At 64.1% G+C, this 19773-nt stretch carries 21 protein-coding genes; 16 read left to right on the plus strand and 5 right to left on the minus strand.

Annotated features, from left to right (window positions below; translation table 11 throughout):
• The first annotated feature begins 197 nt into the window (after positions 1–197).
• The 8 genes from O0882_RS14345 to O0882_RS14380 all read left to right on the plus strand — a co-directional run bounded on the left by O0882_RS14345 (position 198) and on the right by O0882_RS14380 (position 8366).
• Positions 198–1022, plus strand: coding sequence for an IclR family transcriptional regulator (locus O0882_RS14345; RefSeq protein WP_289948962.1), 825 nt, complete (start codon positions 198–200; stop codon positions 1020–1022).
• A 51-nt stretch (positions 1023–1073) separates the two neighbouring features.
• A complete protein-coding gene (locus tag O0882_RS14350) occupies positions 1074–2228 on the plus strand; it encodes an acyl-CoA dehydrogenase family protein (protein WP_289948964.1) in 1155 nt (384 codons plus the stop codon).
• An 11-nt stretch (positions 2229–2239) separates the two neighbouring features.
• The gene (locus tag O0882_RS14355) at positions 2240–3778 is read left to right on the plus strand and encodes an AMP-binding protein (protein ID WP_289948966.1); all 1539 of its coding nucleotides are present in this window, start codon (positions 2240–2242) and stop codon (positions 3776–3778) included.
• Positions 3779–3838: 60 nt separating this feature from the next.
• Entirely contained in the window at positions 3839–5005 is a 1167-nt protein-coding gene (locus O0882_RS14360; RefSeq protein ID WP_289948969.1) for an ABC transporter substrate-binding protein, read from the plus strand.
• Between the two features lie 111 nt (positions 5006–5116).
• A complete protein-coding gene (locus tag O0882_RS14365; RefSeq protein WP_289948971.1) occupies positions 5117–5989 on the plus strand; it encodes a branched-chain amino acid ABC transporter permease in 873 nt (290 codons plus the stop codon).
• Positions 5986–6954 (plus strand): branched-chain amino acid ABC transporter permease, encoded by a 969-nt coding sequence (locus O0882_RS14370; RefSeq protein WP_289948972.1) that lies wholly within the window; start codon positions 5986–5988, stop codon positions 6952–6954. Before O0882_RS14365 ends, O0882_RS14370 begins: the two co-directional genes overlap by 4 nt.
• The gene (locus O0882_RS14375) at positions 6947–7660 is read left to right on the plus strand and encodes an ABC transporter ATP-binding protein (protein WP_289948973.1); all 714 of its coding nucleotides are present in this window, start codon (positions 6947–6949) and stop codon (positions 7658–7660) included. The genes O0882_RS14370 and O0882_RS14375 overlap by 8 nt, the downstream gene beginning before the upstream one ends.
• A 4-nt stretch (positions 7661–7664) precedes the next feature.
• The gene (locus O0882_RS14380) at positions 7665–8366 is read left to right on the plus strand and encodes an ABC transporter ATP-binding protein (protein ID WP_289949208.1); all 702 of its coding nucleotides are present in this window, start codon (positions 7665–7667) and stop codon (positions 8364–8366) included.
• A gap of 41 nt (positions 8367–8407) precedes the next feature.
• Here the strand turns inward: O0882_RS14380 and O0882_RS14385 are convergent, their stop codons facing one another.
• A complete protein-coding gene (locus O0882_RS14385) occupies positions 8408–9391 on the minus strand; it encodes an HDOD domain-containing protein (protein ID WP_289948975.1) in 984 nt (327 codons plus the stop codon).
• A 159-nt stretch (positions 9392–9550) separates the two neighbouring features.
• On the opposite strand from O0882_RS14385, the gene O0882_RS14390 reads away from it, so the two are divergent.
• Positions 9551–10135 carry a DinB family protein gene (locus O0882_RS14390; RefSeq protein ID WP_289948978.1) on the plus strand — a complete coding sequence of 195 codons (585 nt, stop codon included), beginning with the start codon at positions 9551–9553 and terminating at the stop codon, positions 10133–10135.
• Between the two features lies 1 nt (position 10136).
• Here the strand turns inward: O0882_RS14390 and O0882_RS14395 are convergent, their stop codons facing one another.
• Complete coding sequence (locus tag O0882_RS14395) at positions 10137–10529, minus strand: VOC family protein (protein WP_289948980.1); 393 nt, start codon at positions 10527–10529, stop codon at positions 10137–10139.
• Between the two features lie 83 nt (positions 10530–10612).
• On the opposite strand from O0882_RS14395, the gene O0882_RS14400 reads away from it, so the two are divergent.
• The 7 genes from O0882_RS14400 (at position 10613) to fghA (ending at position 16147) form a co-directional block, all read left to right on the plus strand.
• Positions 10613–11155 carry a GNAT family protein gene (locus O0882_RS14400; protein ID WP_289948982.1) on the plus strand — a complete coding sequence of 181 codons (543 nt, stop codon included), beginning with the start codon at positions 10613–10615 and terminating at the stop codon, positions 11153–11155.
• 132 nt (positions 11156–11287) lie between these two features.
• Positions 11288–12862, plus strand: coding sequence for an oleate hydratase (locus tag O0882_RS14405; RefSeq protein WP_289948984.1), 1575 nt, complete (start codon positions 11288–11290; stop codon positions 12860–12862).
• Between the two features lie 126 nt (positions 12863–12988).
• Entirely contained in the window at positions 12989–13240 is a 252-nt protein-coding gene (locus tag O0882_RS14410; protein WP_289948986.1) for a hypothetical protein, read from the plus strand.
• Positions 13237–13482 (plus strand): hypothetical protein, encoded by a 246-nt coding sequence (locus O0882_RS14415; RefSeq protein ID WP_289948988.1) that lies wholly within the window; start codon positions 13237–13239, stop codon positions 13480–13482. Before O0882_RS14410 ends, O0882_RS14415 begins: the two co-directional genes overlap by 4 nt.
• A 157-nt stretch (positions 13483–13639) precedes the next feature.
• A complete protein-coding gene (gene lepB, locus O0882_RS14420) occupies positions 13640–14311 on the plus strand; it encodes a signal peptidase I (RefSeq protein WP_289948989.1) in 672 nt (223 codons plus the stop codon).
• 49 nt (positions 14312–14360) lie between these two features.
• The gene (locus tag O0882_RS14425; protein WP_289948990.1) at positions 14361–15224 is read left to right on the plus strand and encodes an NAD-dependent protein deacetylase; all 864 of its coding nucleotides are present in this window, start codon (positions 14361–14363) and stop codon (positions 15222–15224) included.
• A gap of 56 nt (positions 15225–15280) precedes the next feature.
• Complete coding sequence (gene fghA, locus O0882_RS14430) at positions 15281–16147, plus strand: S-formylglutathione hydrolase (RefSeq protein WP_289948993.1); 867 nt, start codon at positions 15281–15283, stop codon at positions 16145–16147.
• A gap of 9 nt (positions 16148–16156) precedes the next feature.
• Here fghA and O0882_RS14435 read toward each other — a convergent pair whose 3' ends face one another.
• The 3 genes from O0882_RS14435 to O0882_RS14445 all read right to left on the minus strand — a co-directional run bounded on the left by O0882_RS14435 (position 16157) and on the right by O0882_RS14445 (position 19761).
• Complete coding sequence (locus O0882_RS14435; protein ID WP_086139552.1) at positions 16157–16822, minus strand: hypothetical protein; 666 nt, start codon at positions 16820–16822, stop codon at positions 16157–16159.
• A gap of 160 nt (positions 16823–16982) precedes the next feature.
• Positions 16983–19301, minus strand: coding sequence for a molybdopterin cofactor-binding domain-containing protein (locus O0882_RS14440; protein ID WP_289948998.1), 2319 nt, complete (start codon positions 19299–19301; stop codon positions 16983–16985).
• Entirely contained in the window at positions 19294–19761 is a 468-nt protein-coding gene (locus O0882_RS14445; RefSeq protein WP_289948999.1) for a (2Fe-2S)-binding protein, read from the minus strand. Before O0882_RS14445 ends, O0882_RS14440 begins: the two co-directional genes overlap by 8 nt.
• Positions 19762–19773 lie beyond the last annotated feature (12 nt).

Raw genomic sequence — 19773 nt, forward strand, 5'->3', positions numbered from 1 at the left:
CACCCAACAGCGCAATATACAGACGTATATAGCGATGCTCAAGCGAGAAGACCAAAAGCGCGCGCACAAGTCAAATTTCATGCCTTTTTCATGCAGCGCAGCATTTCGCTGTGCGAACGAATGTTTCACAAAACGGTTGACAGGCGAGATCCGGCTAGGCAAACTAATTTCCAGGGAGTCCGCAAATGAAGGCAAATATGAGCAAGATTCAGACCGCAGCCGATCCGGAACTCATCGTCTTCAGCGATGACGAAGAAGGCAAGGATCGCCAGTTCGTCAACGCGCTGGCGCGCGGACTGGAAGTGCTCCGGTGCTTCCGCCCCGGCGAAGTGTTCCTGTCGAACGCGGACATGGCCAAGCGCACGGGCATCCCGAAACCGACGATTTCGCGCCTCACCTACACGCTCACCAAACTCGGCTACCTGAATTATTCGGACAGCCTGGGCAAGTACCAGCTGGGCGCCGGCGTGCTGGCCCTCGGCTACCGCATGCTGTCGAACCTCGACGTGCGCAAGATGGCGCGTCCGCTGATGGAAGAACTGGCCGAACATGCGCAAGCCTCCGTGTCGCTGGGCACGCGTGACCGCCTCAGCATGGTCTACGTGGAAACCTGCCGCAGCAGCGCCAACGTCACCCTGCGCCTTGACGTCGGTTCGCGCATTCCCCTGATGACCACGGCCATGGGCAAGGCCCTGCTGTGCATCCTGCCGCAGGCCGAGCGCGACTACCTGATGGACCATGCGCGCGAGCACGAGACGCAGCGCTGGCCGCGCATCAAGGCCGGCATCGAGCAAGGCTTCAAGGATTACCAGGACCGGGGCTTTTGCATCTCGGCCGGCGAGTGGCAAAACGACGTGCATGCGGTGGGCGTGCCCATGCTGGGTGCCGATGGCGAACAAGTCATGGCCTTCAATTGCGGCGGCCCCGCCTTTTTGCTGTCGCGTGAAAAACTCGAATCCGACCTGGGACCGCGCCTGGTCGCCCTGGTCAAGACAGTGGAAAAAAACCTGGGCCGCGGTTAGACTGCGCGCCCCCTCTCAACGACAGCTCACATCAAAGCGCCGAGGAAACCGATGATACGCGACGAAGAAACCCTGAACATCCTGCTCGACAGCATCGCCCGTTTCGTGCGCGAAGTGCTGGTGCCGAACGAGGCGCTGGTGGCCGAAACGGACACGATACCGCCCGCCATCGTGGCGCAGATGCGCGAACTGGGCCTGTTCGGCCTGTCCATCCCGGAAGCCTACGGCGGCCTGGAACTGAGCATGGAAGAGGAAGTCAGGGTCGCGTTTGAAATCGCCCGCACCTCGCCCGCCTTCCGCTCGCTGATCGGCACGAACAACGGCATCGGCTCGCAAGGTATCGTTATCGACGGCACGGAAGCGCAAAAACAATACTATCTGCCCAAGCTGGCGGCCGGCGAGATCATCGGCTCGTTCGCCCTGACGGAAGCGGGATCAGGCTCCGACGCGGCATCGCTGCGCACGAGCGCCGTGCGCGATGGCGATTTCTATATCCTCAACGGCAGCAAGCGCTATATCACCAACGCGCCCGAGGCGAGCATTTTTACCGTGATGGCGCGCACGGACCCCGTCAAACGGGGCGCCTCGGCCATTTCCGCCTTCATCGTGGAAAAGGATACGCCGGGCCTCTCGCTGGGAAAAATCGATAAAAAGATGGGCCAGCAAGGCGCGCATACCTGCGACGTTATCTTTGAAAACTGCCGTGTGCCGGCCGCGAACATCATCGGCGGCAAGGAAGGCGTGGGTTTTAAAACGGCCATGAAGGTGCTCGACAAGGGCCGCCTGCACATCGCCGCCGTCTGCGTGGGCGCCGCCGAACGCATGCTGGGCGACGCCCTGGCGTATGCGATGGAGCGCCAGCAGTTCGGCCAACCCATCGCCGAGTTCCAGCTGATCCAGGCCATGCTGGCCGACAGCAAGGCCGAGATTTACGCGGCGCGCAGCATGGTGCTCGATTGCGCGCGCCGGCGCGACAACAAGGAAGACATTTCGACGGAAGCGTCGTGCTGCAAGCTGTTCGCCTCCGAAATGTGCGGCAGAGTGGCTGACCGCTCCGTGCAGATCCACGGCGGCGCCGGCTACATCAGCGAATACGCGGCCGAACGCTTCTACCGCGACGTGCGCCTGTTCCGCATCTACGAAGGCACGACGCAGATCCAGCAGATCGTCATCGCCCGCAACATGATCAAGGCAGCGCAAAAGTGAAGGAGGCCGCGATGGACATTCCCGCCCTGCTGGCGCACTTGCCGGCACGCCTGTCGGCCATCCCTATCTATTGGGCGATGCGCGCGCCGGACGCGCCCGCGCTGCATGAAGGGGGCCGCAGCTGGACCTACGCGCAGCTGCAGCGCAGTGTGGAAAGCGCCGCGCAGCTGCTGCGGCAGCTGGACGTGCGCGCCGGCGACCGCCTGATGGTGGTGGGCGAGAACTGCGCGCTGCAGGTGGCGCTGATCTTCGCAGCGGCCAGCATCGACGCGTGGATCGTCAACGTCAATGCGCGCCTGTCGGCGCGCGAGATCGACAGCATCGCAGGCCACTGCTCGGCGCGGCGGCTGCTGTTCCTGGCCGGCGCCTCGCCGGAAGCGGCCGCGCATGCCGCACGTCTGGGCGCGGCCAGCGCCACGGTCGACGGCATGGGAGAACTGCTGGCGGGTGAGTTGAACGAGGCAGCCATCGCGGAAGATACGGTCCCCGGCAACGAACAGGTGGCCGCACTGATCTACACGACGGGTACCACGGGACAGTCGAAAGGCGTGATGCTGACGCACCGCAACCTGCTGTTCATCGCCGCCGTCTCCAGCACCCTGCGTGGCCTGACCAGCAGCGACCGCGCCTATGGCGTGCTGCCGATTTCGCACGTGTACGGCCTGGCCTCGGTGACCCTGGGTACCCTGTATGCGGGCGCCGCCCTCTATCTGGTGCCGCGCTTCTCCGTCGATGGCCTGCTCTCGGCCCTGAAGAATGACGGTTTGACCATCGTGCAGGGCGTGCCCGCCATGTACGCCAAGCTGCTGCAAACTCTGGGCGGCGCCGATACGCCGCTGCCCACACGGCTGCGCTTTGCGTATGCGGGCGGCTCGCCGCTGGCGCCGTCGCTCAAGCGCGAGGTGGAAAAGCTGCTGGGTACCGCGCTGCACAATGGCTACGGCATGACGGAAAGCGCTCCCACCATCAGCCAGACGCGCCTGGATGCGCCGCGCCGCGACGATTCGGTGGGCATGCCGATCCCCGGCGTGGAAGTACGCGTGGTGAACGTGGCCGGCCTGGATGTGACGCCGGGCGAGCCGGGAGAATTATGGATACGCGGACCGAACATCATGGCCGGCTACTACCGCGAACCGGCCATGACGGCGGCCACCATGCGTGAAGGCGGCTGGCTCAATACGGGCGACATGGCGCGCCAGGAACCGGACGGCGCGCTGTTCGTTGTCGGGCGCACCAAGGAACTGATCATCCGCTCCGGCTTCAATGTGTATCCGCTGGAAGTGGAAACGGCGCTCAACGCCCACCCATCCGTGGTGCAGTCGGCCGTGGTCGGGCGCACGCTGGACGATGGCAACGAAGATGTCATCGCCTACGTGGAACTGGACCCGCGCCAGCCCGCCAGCGTGGCACAATTGCAGGCCTGGCTGGCGCAAACGCTGTCGCCGTACAAATGCCCGTCCGCCATCATCGTCATGGAAGCGCTGCCGGCGGCCGCCACGGGCAAGATTTTAAAGGGGCAGCTGCGGCAAATGGCGCAGAATGCCCGATAAGTTGACCATAATGTACCAGACCCGAGAATAAAACCAAGCCACATCACCGGAGGAGACACGATGAAACGCACCTACACACGCATCGCCATGGCAGCGCTGGTTGCCAGCGCCTGGATGACGCAGGCCAGCGCCGACGAATTCCTGGTCGGCGCGGAAATCCCGCTGACGGGCAACCTGGCGCGGGTCGGCGCCGGCATGCAGGAAGGGATCATGGTCGCGGCCGAAGTCTTCAACAAGACCAACGGCAAGCACACCATCAAGATCATCACCGTCGACGACGAATCGGCGCCCGCCAAGGCCATCGCCGCCGTGGAAAAGCTGGCCAGCCAGGGCGTGGTGGCCATCACGGGCGGCTATGGCTCGAACAATATCTCGCCCGCCTCGGACACTGCCAATAAACTGGGCCTCGTCTACATCACCTCGGGCGGCGTGGACGACAGCCTGGTAGCGAGCGGACGCAAGAATTTTTTCCGCATCAATAACACGGCCGGCTATGAAAAAGCCATGCTGGGACTACTGCAGGACGTGGGCGCCAAGTCCGTCTCCATCGTGTATTCGACCAAGGATGCCACCACGGGCCTGGCGAAAGACGTGGAGAAAGCCCTGACGGCCAAAGGCGTGAAGGTGACGACGCATTCGTTCGACCCGGCCATTACCGACTTCAAGCCCATCATCAACAAGATCAAGCTGCAGGATAAATCGGAAGTGGTGGCCATGGTCGGCTACGAAAACGATTACGTGGGCATCATCCGCGCCGCCCGCGTCCTGAAACCGAAGATCAAGGCCATGGTGGGCGTGTGGTCGCTGGCCACGCCAAAAATGGCGGCCGACTTCCCCGACCTGATGCCGAACGTGTTCGGCACGGCCCTGCTGCCCTTCCCCACCGAATTCAAGACGGCCGACGGCAAGGCCTTCAGCGACGCCTACAAGCAGCTGTACAAGAAAGAGCCGGACTACCTTGGCCAGTTCGGCTACGTGCAATCGATGCTGCTGTTCGAAGCCATCGCGCGCGCGGCCGACAAGGGCACGCTCAAGAAAGGCGGCGTGGCCGAGGAAATGCGCAAGACGGACCGCGAAACCCTGATCGGCCGGGTGCAGTTCGCCGCCAATGGCGACAACCAGAACTTCGTGCACCGCATGGCGCAGCACCAGGACAAGAAGGTGGTGATCGTCTGGCCGAAGGAACACGCCACGGGCAAGCTGGCCTACCCAGCCCTGCCCTGGTAAACGGCAGCCGCCCCCTGCACACGCGCGCGCCTCCGACTGGGCGTGCACCGATGAACGGCATCCCTGGCGCATACTTCGCGATGCGCCAGGGATGCCCGACGGGATGACGACATGACAGAATTAATCTTGCAAGCCCTGTATTCAGGCTTGCTGCAGGGCGGCTCCTACGCCCTGATCGCACTGGGACTGGCGCTGGTCTTCGGCACCATGAAAGTGATCAACCTGGCGCACGGCGAACTGGTGCTGCTGGCCGCCTATATCGCCTACAGCGTGGAGTCAAGCCTGGGACTCGGGCCCATGTTCGCCATTCCCATCGCGCTGGTGATCGTCAGCCTGACGTCCGTGGGCGTGTATCTGATCGTCAGCCGCATCAAGAAGGACCGCGAAATCAATTCGCTGATCCTCACCTACGGCATCGGCGTCATTCTCACCAATGTCATCCTGCTGGTATGGAAGGCCGACATCCGCTCGACCTCATCGAGCTGGCTGCAGGAAGGCATCGAGATCGGCCCGTTTTTCAGCATGCGCAGCGAAGTGATTTTCTTCGGCGTCAGCCTGGTGCTGATGGCGGCCCTGTGGCGCTGGCTCGCCACCAGCTGGTATGGCCGCGCCGTGCGCGCCGTGTCCAGCAACCGCGACGCGGCCAAGCTGATGGGCATCGACCCGGGCCGCACGGAACTGGTCTCCTTTTTAGTCGCAGGCATCCTGGCCGCCTTCGCCGGTGTCGCCCTGTTCAGCTATGGCGTGATCCAGCCCGCCTACGGTGGCGCGTTGACGGTGAAAGCCTTCATCATCACGGTCCTGGCCGGCATCGGTTCGATTCCCGGCGTGCTGCTGGCCGCCGTGCTGCTGGGCGTGGCCGAAGCGCTGACCGTCACCCTGGCCAGCTCCGCGCTGCAGGAATTGTCCGGCATGGTGCTGTTCCTGCTGGTGCTGTTCATCATGCCGAACGGCCTGTTCGGCGCACAACGGAGGCGCGGATGAAGCGCTCAACACTGATTTCAACGGCCGGTTTGCTGCTGACCGCCTATGTCGCCGTGCCGCTGGCCCTCGGCGGCAACCAGTATGTGATGAGCATGGTGGTGGCGGCCCTGATCATCGGCGGCGTGGCCATGTCCTGGGCCCTGCTCGGTAATTTGGGCGGCATGGTCAGCTTCGGCCATGCGGCCTTCTTTGGCGTGGGCGCGTATGTCTCCGCGCTGACCACCGTGAAACTGGGCTTGCCCGTGTTTGCCGCCATGCTGCTCGGTGGCGCGGGGGCGGCCATCGCCGCCGTCATCATGTTGCCCGTGCTGCGCCTGCGCGGGCCGTACTTTGCGCTGGCCATCCTCGCCTACGCCCACATCTTCCGCATCCTGGCCACGGAATGGAGTGCCCTCACGGGCGGCGCCGGTGGCATCAACAATATTCCCACCCTGCCCACTGTCTTCGGCTTCGACTTGGCCAGCAAGACGGGCGCCTACCTGGTGGTGCTGACCCTGGTGGTGTGCTGCGCGTTTGCCTACAGCCGCATCCGCGCCAGCCATTACGGCATCGCCCTGCGCGCCATGCACGACAGCGAAGACGCCACGCGCGTCGTCGGCGTCAACAGCACCTTGCTGAAAGGTGCCATGCTGCTGGTGTCGGCCTTCATGGCGGGCCTGTTCGGCGCCTTCAACGCCCACTACATCAACTTCCTGGAGCCGGATTACGCCTTCAACAGCCTATGGGTGACCTTGCCCATCGTGGCAGCCATCTTCGGTGGCTACCGCACGATACTCGGCCCCGTGCTGGGCGCCGTGGTGGTCTACCTGGTCGACCAGCTGATCTTCAAGTCGCTGATTCCCACGGGCCACCAGCTGGTGCTGGGCGTGCTGCTGGTGGCGATGATTGTCTTCAGTCCGAACGGCCTGCTGCCGCTGCTGCGCAAATTGGTCAAGGGCAAAGCGAAGGAGAACGCACATGCTTGAACTCGATAATGTGTCCGTGCGCTTCGGCGGCCTGACGGCCGTCGATTCCGTCACGTTAAAGGTGGGCAGCCACGACGTGATCGGCCTGGTGGGCGCGAATGGCGCCGGCAAGACCACGCTGTTCAATGCGATTTCCGGCCTGGTGCGCCCCACCAGTGGCGGCATCCGCTTCGAGGGGCGCGACATCATGGCCACGCCCATGTACCAGCGCGCGCGCCTGGGATTGGGACGCACCTTCCAGATTCCGCAACCCATGCATGAATTGACGGTGCGCGAAAACCTCATCGTGGCGCAGCGCTTCGGCACGGGCAAGGTGGACCAGCGCAAGATCGATGAAATCCTCGATTTTACGAGCCTTCTTGACAAGGCCGGGCGCGATGCGGCCAGCGAACTGGCGCTGACGGAACTCAAAGCGCTGGAAGTGGCCAAGGCGCTGGCCACCAATCCGAAGCTGCTGCTGCTCGATGAAGTGCTGGCAGGCCTGGAAACGAACGGCAAGCGCCGCTTCATGGGCATGCTGAAGGACTTGCACGCCGCCTTTGGCGTGGGCATCGTCATGATCGAACACGATATCGAAACCATCAGCAACCTGTGCCAGCGCGTGGCCGTGCTCAATTTTGGCCAGCTGATCGCCGATGGCACGCCGGACGCCGTCTTCCGCGATCCGGCCGTCATCGAAAGCTATACGGGAGCCGCGCATGCCTGAAACGATGCTTGAATTAAGTCAACTGCGCGCCGGCTATGGCGCCATCAACGTGCTGTGGGATGTGTCGCTGTCCATCCAGAAGGGCAAGCTGACCACCATCATCGGCCCGAACGGGGCCGGCAAGACCACGCTGCTGCGCGCCATCATGGGTTTGCTGCCCGTGGGCGCGGGCAGCATCGCGCTCGATGGCGTGGCGATCAACGGCACGCCGACGTGGAAGATGAGCGATGCCAGGGTCACCATGATCCCCGAGGGGCGCATGACGTTTCGCGACATGAGCGTGGAAGAAAACCTGATCATGGGCGCCTTCCCGAAGGAGCACCGCAGCCACATGCCGGCGCGCCTGGCCGAAGCCTATGCCATGTTCCCGCGCCTGCACGAACGCCGAAAGCAGCTGGCCGGTTCCCTCTCCGGCGGCGAGGCGCAGATGCTGGCGATGGCGCGCGGGCTGATGTCGGACCCGTCGCTGCTGATCATCGACGAGCCGTCGCTGGGACTGGCGCCGCTGGTGGTCAATGAACTGTTCGACATCCTCGCGCGCCTGAACGACGGCCGGCGCACCATCATTTTAGTGGAACAGAACACGGCGCGCGCCGTGGCCGTGGCCGATCACGTGTACCTGATGCAAAGCGGTAAAGTGGCGCTGTCGCAGGCAGCTTCCGAAGTCAACCTGGAGCACCTGCACGAACTCTATTTTGCGCGCTGAGTGGTATCCGCCACCAGCGCATTGTCAGCGGCCTGCGGCCGTCACTCCTCGTCGTCGGCCAGTTTATCGAACGCCAGCAGCTCACTCTTGCCGAGTCCCGTCGTCACGAAGGGATCGTCGGCAGGAAAGCGGCCGGTATCGACCAGCATGCGCAGCTTGCTCAAGCGCTCGCCCAACGCCAGCGCCTGCGCCTGCGGATCGGCATCGGCTTGCCCCACCTGCCCGATCGCGCGGGTCACGGACGCGGGAAATTCCCATAATTCGGCGATGCGTACCGACAAGATACGCGCTTGCGCAAATACCTGGGCAATGAAGGCGTCCGATTGCGGAAAGGCGTCGGGCGCATGCATCTGGTCGATCAGGCGGAACGCCACCACCAGGCCGACATTGGCCATCAGCCCCGCGAGATAGGCGTCGAAGGCATTGGCCTGCATGGCAGGCGCGAGCAGGTTGGCCGCCAGCGCACATTTTTCGGACTGGCGCCAGATCAGCGGCGCCGTGCGTATGGTCAGGCCGCCGCTTTGCATGCTGACGATGGGACGGAAGGCGACGCGGGCAAGCAGCATGCGCATGCCGTTTTGCCCGAGCAGCATGATGGCGCCTTCCATATTGTTGATCGACGGGCTGGCGTTGTAGCGCGACTGGTAGCAGGGCCGGTTCGCTTCGCGGTAGACCTCGGCGACCAGCAGCACGTCCTGTGCCAGCTGGGCCGACAGCTTGGCCGCGCTCATGTTTTCATCTTGCAAGGTACGCATCAACTGCGGAATGATGGCTGGAATGCGCGGCACCAGCGCGGCGCCAGCGATCGGTTCACGGGCCAGGCGCGCCAATTCGTCCAGAATCTGCTGTTCAGCCTCCGCCGGAGCCTGCGCCGAACCAGCAGCCGCCAGCCAGCGGTAGTACATGGCATCGATTTCGGTGATGGTGGCTGGCTGCCGTGCCATCTCAGGCGCCGCCGCTGCCGTGATGGGCGCAGGCTTGTTTTTTGCGTCGCCGCCGTTCAGTAATTTTCCTATCCAACCCATTTTGCTATCCAAGCCCTGTATGCATCATTATCGCGCAGTTCGCTCCGTGATTTTACTTGATGACAGCAGCGCTGGTGCGGCTGGCGTGACCGCTTTGTCCACCTGCCGCAACATGCTACAGTGGCGCTCTCGCAGCTTCCCCTGCTTTGCAAGGTACTCATGAACAATCCGCTGGCCCGTTATGTCACCGGCCAGGCGTACAACAACGCCTGGGCCAACCACCGCCTGCTGAAGGCTTGCGGGCAGCTGACTCAGGCCGAGTTCCAGGCCACGCGCGTCAGCTTCTTCCCCACCATCGGCTTCACCCTGAACCACATATTGACGTGCGACTGGTTTTATCTCGACGCGCTCGAACGCGAACTGCGCGGCGAAGCGCCCCATGCCGACTGCTATGTCTTCTTTGAAAAGGACGAGCCATTTGCCGATTGCGCGGCCCTGCACGCGGCGCAGCGCGCGTCGGACTTGCGCCTGATCACCCATTGCCGCAGCCTGTGCGATGCGGACCTGGCGCGGCCCGTGACGATCCTGCGCGATAATCCGCAAATCGACACGCGCCAGCGCCTGCTGGCGCACGTGTTCCAGCACCAGATCCACCACCGTGGGCAAGTGCACGCCATGCTGGCCGGCACGCGCATCGAAGCGCCCCAGCTCGACGAGTTCTATTGCGCCGGCGAAGCGGGCGAACGAGCGCAGGATTTCCTGGAACTGGGCTGGACGGAAGACGATGTGTGGGGTCCGCGCTGAATCACCGCTCGGCGTGGCAGCAGACGCACAGCTTGTTGCCGTCGAGGTCGCGGAAGTAGGCGCCATAATAATTGGCGTGGTAATGGGGCCGCAAGCCGGGTGGCCCCTCGCACACGGCGCCCAGCGCCAGCGCGACCTGGTAGCTGCGGTCCACCTGGGCGCGGCTGGCCGCCAGCCAGGCCGTCATCTGGCCATTTCCGGGCGTCGCCGGCAAGCCGTCATGCGGCGCCGTCAGCACGAACAGGGGGCGCGGCGCCTCCCGCGCCATCCAGCCCGCCCAGGGTTGGGCCGGATCATGAAATTTTTCGATCAAATCGAGTTCTCCCAGCAGGGCCGTGTAGAAGGCATAGGCGCGGGGAAAGTCATTGGTGCCGAGGCAGATATGGGACAGCATGCTGCTCCTTCATGGGTAGAAACGGGGGTGCGGCGAAATGCGCCAGCTGATTATAATGGCGCATCTCTTTCGGGCCAGATCCCATGCCAGACATCGACCGCCTCCAATTGTCCCCTCCGACCAGCGCCGACCTCTCCGCCTTGCTGGCCTTCGAGCTGGACAACCGCGCCTATTTTGAATCCTGGGTCACGGCCCGGGCGCCGTCCTACTATAGCCAGGAAGCCATCGCCGCCGCCATCGAGCAGGCACAGCGCGAGCGCCAGCAAGACCTCGCTTACCAGTATCTGGCCAGGCTGGACGGACAGATCATCGGCAGGGTCAACCTGACAGCCGTCACGCGCCCGTATTTCAACAAAGCTGCGCTCGGTTACCGCATCGGCGAACAATTCGGCGGACGCGGCTACGCTACGCGCGTCGTGGCCCTGCTGCTGGAAGAAGCGTTCGGTCCACTGGAACTGTGGCGCCTGGAAGCGACGGCGCGGCCGCAAAACCTGGGCTCGGTCGCGGTCATGCAGCGCAACGGCTTTCACCAGTATGGGCGCTCGGAAAAAGCCATGCATTTCCAGGGCGCCTGGTCGGACTTGCTGTATTTTGAACGGCGCAACGAGCACGCCGGCATGGAGTAAAACCGAGCAGTTGCTCTATTGTGAGGCCACTTTTCCCCTGGCGTTATAAAATAGGCAAATATGGCACGACATCGGCCGTGCCGCTTGCCAGCCTTTCGCGCATGCGGATGCGCTCACATTCAGGGGGAAACCATGACCAATACAAACAAAAAAGCCTACCTCATCGGCGGTGGCATCGGCTCGCTGGCCGCCGCCGCCTTCATGATACGCGACGGCGGCATGCAAGGCAGCAACATCACCATCTTCGAAGCATCGCCCGTGACGGGGGGCAGCCTCGATGGCGGCGGCAATGCCGAGGATGGCTATACCTTGCGCGGCGGGCGCATGCTGACCACCGATAATTACGAGTGCACCTGGGACTTGTTCAAGAGCATCCCTTCGCTCGAACATGCGGGCCAGAGCGTCTACGATGAAACCATCGCCTTCAACGAACGGCACCTTCCCCACTCGCGCGCGCGCCTGGTCGACCGCAACCGCTTCAAGGTCGATGTCAGCAGCATGGGCTTTTCCATGCAGGACAGGCTGGAATTGCTGAAGCTGACGGAAGCCGATGAAGACACGCTGGGCAGCAGCGCCATCACGGACTGGCTCTCGCCCGAATTTTTCGACACCAAGTTCTGGTTCATGTGGGCCACCACGTTCGCCTTCCAGCCCTGGCATAGCGCCGTCGAGTTCAAGCGCTATCTGCACCGCTTCATGATGGAGTTTTCGCGCATCGAAACCCTGGCCGGCGTCAAGCGTACCGTCTACAACCAGTACGACTCGCTGGTGCGCCCGCTGGTCGCGTGGCTGCAGGAGCAAGGCGTCAACATCATCATGGATTGCACGGTGACCGATATCGAGGTGCAAGAATCCGGCGGGCGCCTGAGCGCCACCGCCATTGCCTGCCAGCGGCGCGGCCTGGCCGACGTGATTCCCGTCGCCGCCGGCGACCTGGTGTTTTTCCAGAACGCCTCGATGACGGATGCCTCCAGCTATGGCAGCATGCACAGCGCACCGGCCAAGCGCACGAAAAGCGACAGCCAGGGTTGGCTTCTGTGGGAAAAACTGGCCGAAGGCCGCCCGGAGCTGGGCCGTCCAGCCGCCTTCAACAGCAGCATCCCCGAATCGTACTGGGCCTCGTACACGGTCACCTTGAAGGACAGCGCCTTCTTTGACCGAATGGAACAATTCACGGGCAACAGCGCGGGCACGGGCGGCCTCGTCACCTTCAAGGACAGCAACTGGTTCATGTCCATCGTACTGGCGCACCAGCCTCATTTCGCCGGCCAGCCCGAAGGCGTGCAAGTATTCTGGGGCTATGCGCTGCACCCTGACCGCATCGGCAACTTCGTCGCCAAGCCCATGTCCGAATGCAGCGGCGAGGAAATCCTGCGCGAGCTGTGCGGCCACCTGAACTTCGACCTCGACATCATGGCCACGGCCAATTGCATTCCCTGCCGCATGCCCTACATCACCAGCATGTTCATGCCCCGCGCAAAGAGTGACCGCCCGCTGCCCGTGCCCGCCAACTCCGTCAACCTGGCCTTCGTCAGCCAGTTCGTGGAGCTCGCCGACGATGTCGTCTTCACTGTGGAATACTCGGTGCGCGCGGCGCAGACGGCCGTCTACCAACTGCTGGGCGTACAGCGCGACGTGCCGGCCATCCAGGCGCACGACAAGTCGCTGAAGGTCAAGCTGGACGCCGTCATCAAGGCCTTCAAGTAGCCGCATTCCCGGACGTCAATGCCGTTTTCCGCCTATCGTCCGCGACTTTGTGGCAGCGCAAGGCACCGTGATAATGGACTGATAACGTCAAGGTTCGGGAATCTTATCTATCTTGCAAAGTCCAACATGAAAGTGCGGCTACGCCTGTTCGAACATGTGCTGCTGGTGCTGGCATTGGCCGTCGCCATCTTTGCCGCCGCCATCGTGCTGGCACGCATGACGCAGTGGGCGGAAGCGCAGGAATTGCCCGTCTACCTCGTGCAGGGCATGCACCTGGTAGGCAAGGTGCTGTTTTTCCTCGATGGCTGCATCGTCATCGCCGTCAGCAGCATTCTGGCCGCCCGGCTGTTCCGCCTGCTCACCAAGGAGGATGTATGAACCACCTTCACTACCTGTTCACGCTCCAGCATCCGCGCCGCTTCTGGTACAGCGCCATCATCATCGCCATCGCCTCGGCCATCCTGCTCGGTCCCTGGCTCGACAGTATTCCCTGGCTGGTGGCGATCCCCTTCGTGGCCGGCGGCTTGCTGGTGGCGCTGGGCGAGCTGTGGGATGAGATGCACGGCAAGCGCCGGAGCAACGGCGACGACGACGCGCATGCGCCGTGCCGGCATCCCTGAACCAGGGTGATGCGTGCACGCAACAATACTCAAGCCATCGGCCGCGCCTGCGTTGATTTAAGACTGGCTTCAGCCTCGCCGTGCATCGTGGATAGGGCGCCAGCAGCAATGGCGACTTCCCTCACACTCACGGGCACGGCCCAGCGAAAGAGCCAACATGACCACATGGATACGCGCCAACAAAGGTTTTTTGATGTTTCTGCTGCTGTTCGGCGTGTTCCGCACGGCCGTGGCGGACTGGAATCCGATACCATCGGCATCCATGCGGCCCAACCTGCTCGAGGGCGACGTGGTCTTCGTCAACCGCCTCGCCTTCAACCTGAAAGTGCCGCTCACCGATATTGTGCTGCAGCGCCTGGGTGAACCGCAGCGGGGCGATATCGTCACCTTTTCCTCGCCGAAAGATGGCACGCGCTTGATCAAGCGCATCATCGCCCTGCCCGGCGACACGGTGGAAATGCGCAATGAACAGCTGGTCATCAATGGCCAGCCCGCCCGGTACACGGCGCTCGACACGGCGCCCGAAACCATCGCCCACCTGGGCCAACTGACGGCGCAGCGCATCAGCGAGCGCAACCAGACGGAACAGCACCGCATCCAGGTCTTGCCGCAAATCGCGGGTGCGGCGCGCAGCTTTGCCCCCGTGACGGTGCCGGCCGACCACTTCATGATGCTGGGCGATAACCGCGACAACAGCGCCGACTCGCGTTACTTCGGCTTCGTGCCACGCGCATTGCTGATCGGCAAGGCCGAGCGCATCCTCGTCTCGGCCAATATTCAGGAGCATTGGCAGCCGCGGCTGCAGCGTTTCGGCATGAAGCTGGAGTAAACATCCCCCCTTGCAACGGCGCCATGCTTTTCGGTTAGCATGGCGCATCATGCAAAACTTTCCCTTAGCCAGCCAGCAGTGCGCCAGCGACGATCCCGCCCTGGAGCAGCTGGCGCAGTTCCTGCAGCGCCATTCCGACGTGCTGCTGCTGACGGGCGCCGGCATCAGCACGGCGTCCGGCATTCCCGCTTACCGCGACACGCACGGCGTGCGGCACGGCAATGCTCCCGTGCAAGGCCCCGAGTTTCGCCGCCAGGAAGCCGTGCGCCGCCGCTACTGGGCGCGCAGCATGGTGGGCTGGCCGACGCTGGCGCGCGCCACGCCCAATTCCGGTCACCTGGCCATCGCACATTTGGCCCAGCGCCAGCACATCGGCGGCCTGGTCACGCAAAACGTCGATGGCCTGCATCAGCAGGCAGGCAGCGCCGCCGTCACGGAGTTGCACGGCAGCATACATGGCGTGGTGTGCCTCGATTGCCGTACGCGCCACACGCGCCGCCTGATCCAGGACCAGCTCGAACGCGACAATCCGCAGATGCTGGGTGCCACGGCCACGCCGGCGCCCGACGGCGACGCCTTGCTGGAGCCATCGCAGCTGGCCACCTTCCACCTGCCCGTCTGTCCCCGCTGCGGCGGCACCCTGCAGCCGGACGTGGTGTTTTTCGGCGATGGCGTACCCGCCGCCTGCGCCGCCGAGGCCGAGCGCAAGATGCAGGCCGCCGGCGCCCTGCTGGTGGTTGGCTCGTCCGTGATGGTGTATTCGAGCTTTCGCCTGTGCCGCATGGCGGCCGAGACGGGCAAACCCGTGGCCGCCATCAACCTGGGCAAGACGCGCGCCGACCATTTGCTGGCCTTCAAGGCCGAAGCGCCGGCACAGGACATCCTGCCAGCATTAGCGGCCATGCTGGGCTGATGCCGCCTCGGCGGTGCCCCACTCTGGCTATACTGTGCGATTGACGAGGAGAATTCATGCTTGAACTGTTGAGTGAACACGCCTGTTTTGGCGGCGTACAACGTTTTTATCGCCACGACGCGCACGCCATCGGCTTGCCCATGCGTTTCTCGGCTTTCATTCCAGATACGTCGCCAGGCGCCACGGTCAGCACCAAGCGCCCCGCCCTGTTTTACCTGGCCGGCCTGACGTGCACGGAAGAAACGTTCATGATCAAGGGCGGCGCGCAGCGCGTGGCGGCCGAGGAAGGCTTGATCCTGATCGCGCCCGACACCAGCCCCCGTGGCGCGAATATCGCGGGCGAGACGGATGCCTGGGATTTCGGCGCGGGCGCCGGCTTTTACGTCGATGCCACCGAGGCGCCGTGGCGCAGCCACTATCGGATGTATAGCTACATCCTGGAACTGCGCGCCCTGCTGGAACAGGAACTGGCGATCGATGCGCAACGCACGGGCATTTTTGGCCACTCGATGGGCGGCCATGGCGCGCTGGTGCTGGCCTTGCGCAACCCTGACCTGTTCCGCTCCGTCTCCGCCTTCGCCCCCATCGCCGCACCGAGCCAGTGCCCGTGGGGCAAGAAGGCGTTCACGGGCTACCTGGGCAACGATGCAGCCAGCTGGCAGCAGTACGATGCCAGTGCGCTGATGCGCGGCCTGCAAGGCCAGCCGCCGCTGTTCCCGGAAGGCATCCTGATCGACCAGGGCCTGGCCGACAAGTTCCTGCCCGAGCAACTGTACCCCGAGGTCTTCGAAGCGGCGTGCCGCGACGCCGGCCAGCCATTGCAGCTGCGCCGCCATGCCGGCTACGACCACGGCTATTACTTCATCGCCAGCTTCATGGAAGAGCATGTGCGCTTCCATGCGAGGAACTTGCGCGCCGCCTGATCTGCTGCGCTACTGCGCCGTACTGGTATGCCCGTTGAAATGGCGCGTGTACCAGTCAGTAGCCAGCAAGGCCGCCTGGTGGCGCGTGTCGGGGCCGCCAGGCGCGGCGATCTGTTCCAGTTGTTTGTCGCAGCGCAAGGTGGCAAACGCCATGCGGTTCAGGCCGGCCACGTCGGGGTCACGCCCGCCCACGATCAGCAGCGATGGCACGCGCACGTTTTCCAGCGCCGCCTTGCCCGCCATTTCCACCTGGCCATCACAGACGGCCAGCGCGGCGATTTCCGCGCTGCGCCAGGCCGCCAGTTGCATCACCACGGCGGCGCTGGTGCCATAGCCATACAGGCCGCAGGGCAAGCGCCGCGTGGAAGGGTCGACTTGCAGCCAGCCCAGGGCTTTTTCCAGTTGACGCGCCAGCAGCACGATATCGCTGCGCACGAAATACGCGTGGCCGTTGCTGCCGCCACCAGGCTCGACACCGCCCTGGTCGAAGCGCAGGGTGGCGATGCCCGCTCGCAAAAAATCCTGGGAAGTGGCGTGGCTGGAAGCGCCCAGGTAGTCGCTATCGGCGCCTGCGCCATGGGCAAACAGGACGATGCCCACGGGCCGCTCGGGCATTTCAAGCACGCCGTCCATTTGAAGTTCATCGGCCGTGATGCTGACAAATTGTTCTTGCATGGCTGCCTCCGCTATCGAACTTGGATCAAGCTGACATCAAGCTGCTAGTGCGCTGATTTTGCCGGACCGGGCGCCGCCTGCGCGCCCAGAGCGGCAATTCTCAGTGTACCAGCCTGCGCCCATTCACGCGCGGCGCACGTCATTTTGCCCCGCACCCGCATCAGACGGCGCCGTGCCGGTCCAGCCCCTTCAGCACGGCTTCCGGGCGGATCGGCAAATGCCGCACGCGCGACGCCACGGCGGCAAAGATGGCGTTGGCTATCGCCGGTGCCACGGCCGTCGTGGGCGGTTCGCCCATGCCTGTCGAAGTTGCCGTGCTGGCCACGAATTCGATGTCGAGCTCGGGCACGTCGGCCATGCGCAGGGGCGTGTAGGTATTCAGGTTGGTATCCTTCACTTCGCCGTTGAGGAAAGCCGTGCCTTCATGCAAGGCCATGCTGACGCCCCACAGCGCGCCCCCTTCCGCCTGCGCCAACGCGCCATCGGGATCGACGATGCTGCCCGCGTCGATGACCATGAACAGCTTTTCGACTTTCACCATGCAAGTGCTGCGGTCCACTTTCACCCGGGCAACGCAGGCCGTCCAGGTCGGCATGTCGCGCTCCTGGCCGAACGTGGCGGCAATGCCCAGGCCCGTGTCGGGCGGCATGGCCGTGCCCCAGCCCGCCTTGGCCGCCACCCGCCGCAGCACGTGGGCCAGGCGCGCGGCACCGCCGACGGCGTTCGGCGCGCTGCCCGCATTGCGCCCCGTCGCCTGCAGCAAGGACAGACGGAAGGCCAGCGGATCGACCTTGGCCGCCTGCGCCGCCTCGTCCATGAAGCTTTCCACTGCCCAATTCGTCCAGCCCGGGCCCACGGAACGCAGCCAGCCGGGGCGGAAACTGCTGTTGGCCAGGTCGTTCGACACGGCCCGCACGCGCTGCGCGCCCACCGTGTACCAGTGGTCGGCGCCGGCGATGGCGAACGGGTCATACGGATGGCCCTGCTTATCCTTGGCCAGGAAGGCGGGTATCATCGCTTGCGTGGGCCAGCCCGCGCTCGCTTCGTGCACCATCGCAGACACCTTGCCGGTATCGTCGAACGCCATGCGCACATGCTGCACGGATGGCGAACGGGGCGAATCAAAACGCGCATCGTCGGACCGCGTGCAAATCATCTTGACGGGGCGTCCCACGGCTTGCGCCGCCAGCGCGGCCGGCACGCAATAATCGCCATTCAAACGCCGCCCGAAACCGCCACCGAGCAAATAGGTATGCAGCATGACCTTGCTCTCCGGCACCTGCAACGCCTGCGCCAGCACGGGCAGGATCAACGATTGCCACTGGTTGCCCGCATGGATATGCCAGACGCCGTCGATTTCCTGCGCCAGCGCATTCACCGGTTCCAGCTGGAAATGCAGCACGGTGCTGGTCGTGTAGTGGCGTTCCAGTTGCAGGCTGGCATCCTTGAACGCTTGTTCCACGCCATCATCATCGACCACGCGGGCGCCCAGGCTGGCATCGGCCAGTTGTTTGCCCGCATAGTTGAGGATATCCTGCTCCGACACGTGGGCCGCCGCACCGGCCCGCCACTTGACCTGCACCAGGTCGGCCGCGCGCATGGCGGCCGCATACGTGTCGGCCACCACCATGACCCAGCCGGGCACCGTGCCGCTGGGGTCTTGCAAGGCGAACGAGCGCAAGTAGCCCTGCACCTTCTTGGCCGCCGAGTCGTCGATGGACACCACTTTCGAACCGTAGCGCGTGGGCGGGATCTTCGGGCGCGCATACAGCATGCCCTCGACCTGCGCATCGATGCCGTACACGGCCGTGCCGTTGATTTTCGCCGGAATGTCCAGCGCCTGCACCTGCTGGCCGATCAGGCTGCGCTGCTGCGGTATTTTCAGCACGATGGCTTGCAATTGCCCGGGCGTGTACTGGCGCGCCAGCTTGCCACGGCGCACGATTTCTCCATAGCTGATGGAGCGCCCACGGCCATGCACGACACCGAGCCGGGCGTGGCAGGCGGAAACGGGCACGCGCAGCAGGCGCGCGCCCTCCTCGACCAGCGCGAGGCGCCCGGCCGCGCCGGCACGGCTGAGCGGGTCAAAATTCTGCCAGACGGACCAGCTGCCGCCCGTGACCATCAAGCCCCATTTCGGGTCCGTGTCCACGTAATGCAGGCGCACCTTGCTCCAGTCCGCTTCCAGCTCCTCGGCCACGATGCGCGCCAGGGCCGTGCCGATATGCTGGCCCATTTCCGCCTTGGCAATATTCACGGTGACGATGCCGTCGCGCTCGATCTGGAACCAGATGCTGGGATCGAACACGGGCACGCTGGCTTTGACCGGCGGCACGGGCGCCACCTTGCCGGCGGCCAATGAGCTGTCGGCGCGCAAGAAAGCGAGCGTAAACCCCGTGCCGGCGGCGGCGATCAAGAAACCGCGCCGGTCCAGCGCGCTGGGGCGGGTGGCGGAATTTTCTTTCGGCAGCTTAAACACCGGGCGCCTCCTGCATGCCGGCCGCCAGTTTAATTGCCTTGCGGATCCGTACATATGCCATGCAGCGGCACAGGTTGCCGCTCATGACGGCATCGATATTCGCATCCGTCGGCTGCGGATAGTCTTTCAACAAGGTGGCCGCCTGCATGATCTGGCCCGACTGGCAATAGCCGCACTGCGGCGCCTGCGTGGCCAGCCAGGCCCGTTGCAGCGGGTGCGTACCGTCCGGCGAGAGGCCTTCGATGGTGGTGATGGCGCAGCCGGCCACGGCGGCAATCGGCGTGATGCACGAGCGCATGGCGCGGCCATCCACGTGCACGGTGCAGGCGCCGCACATGCCGATGCCGCAGCCAAACTTCGTGCCTTTCAGATGGGCTTCATCGCGCAGCACCCACAGCAGGGGCGTCTCGGCGTCGGCTTCGGTGCCGAAGGGCTGGCCATTGACAATAAGGTTATACATGAGTGTTATACA

Origin of the sequence: Janthinobacterium sp. SUN073 (genome assembly GCF_030397665.1) — a bacterium.
Classification (GTDB): Bacteria; Pseudomonadota; Gammaproteobacteria; order Burkholderiales; family Burkholderiaceae_D; genus Janthinobacterium.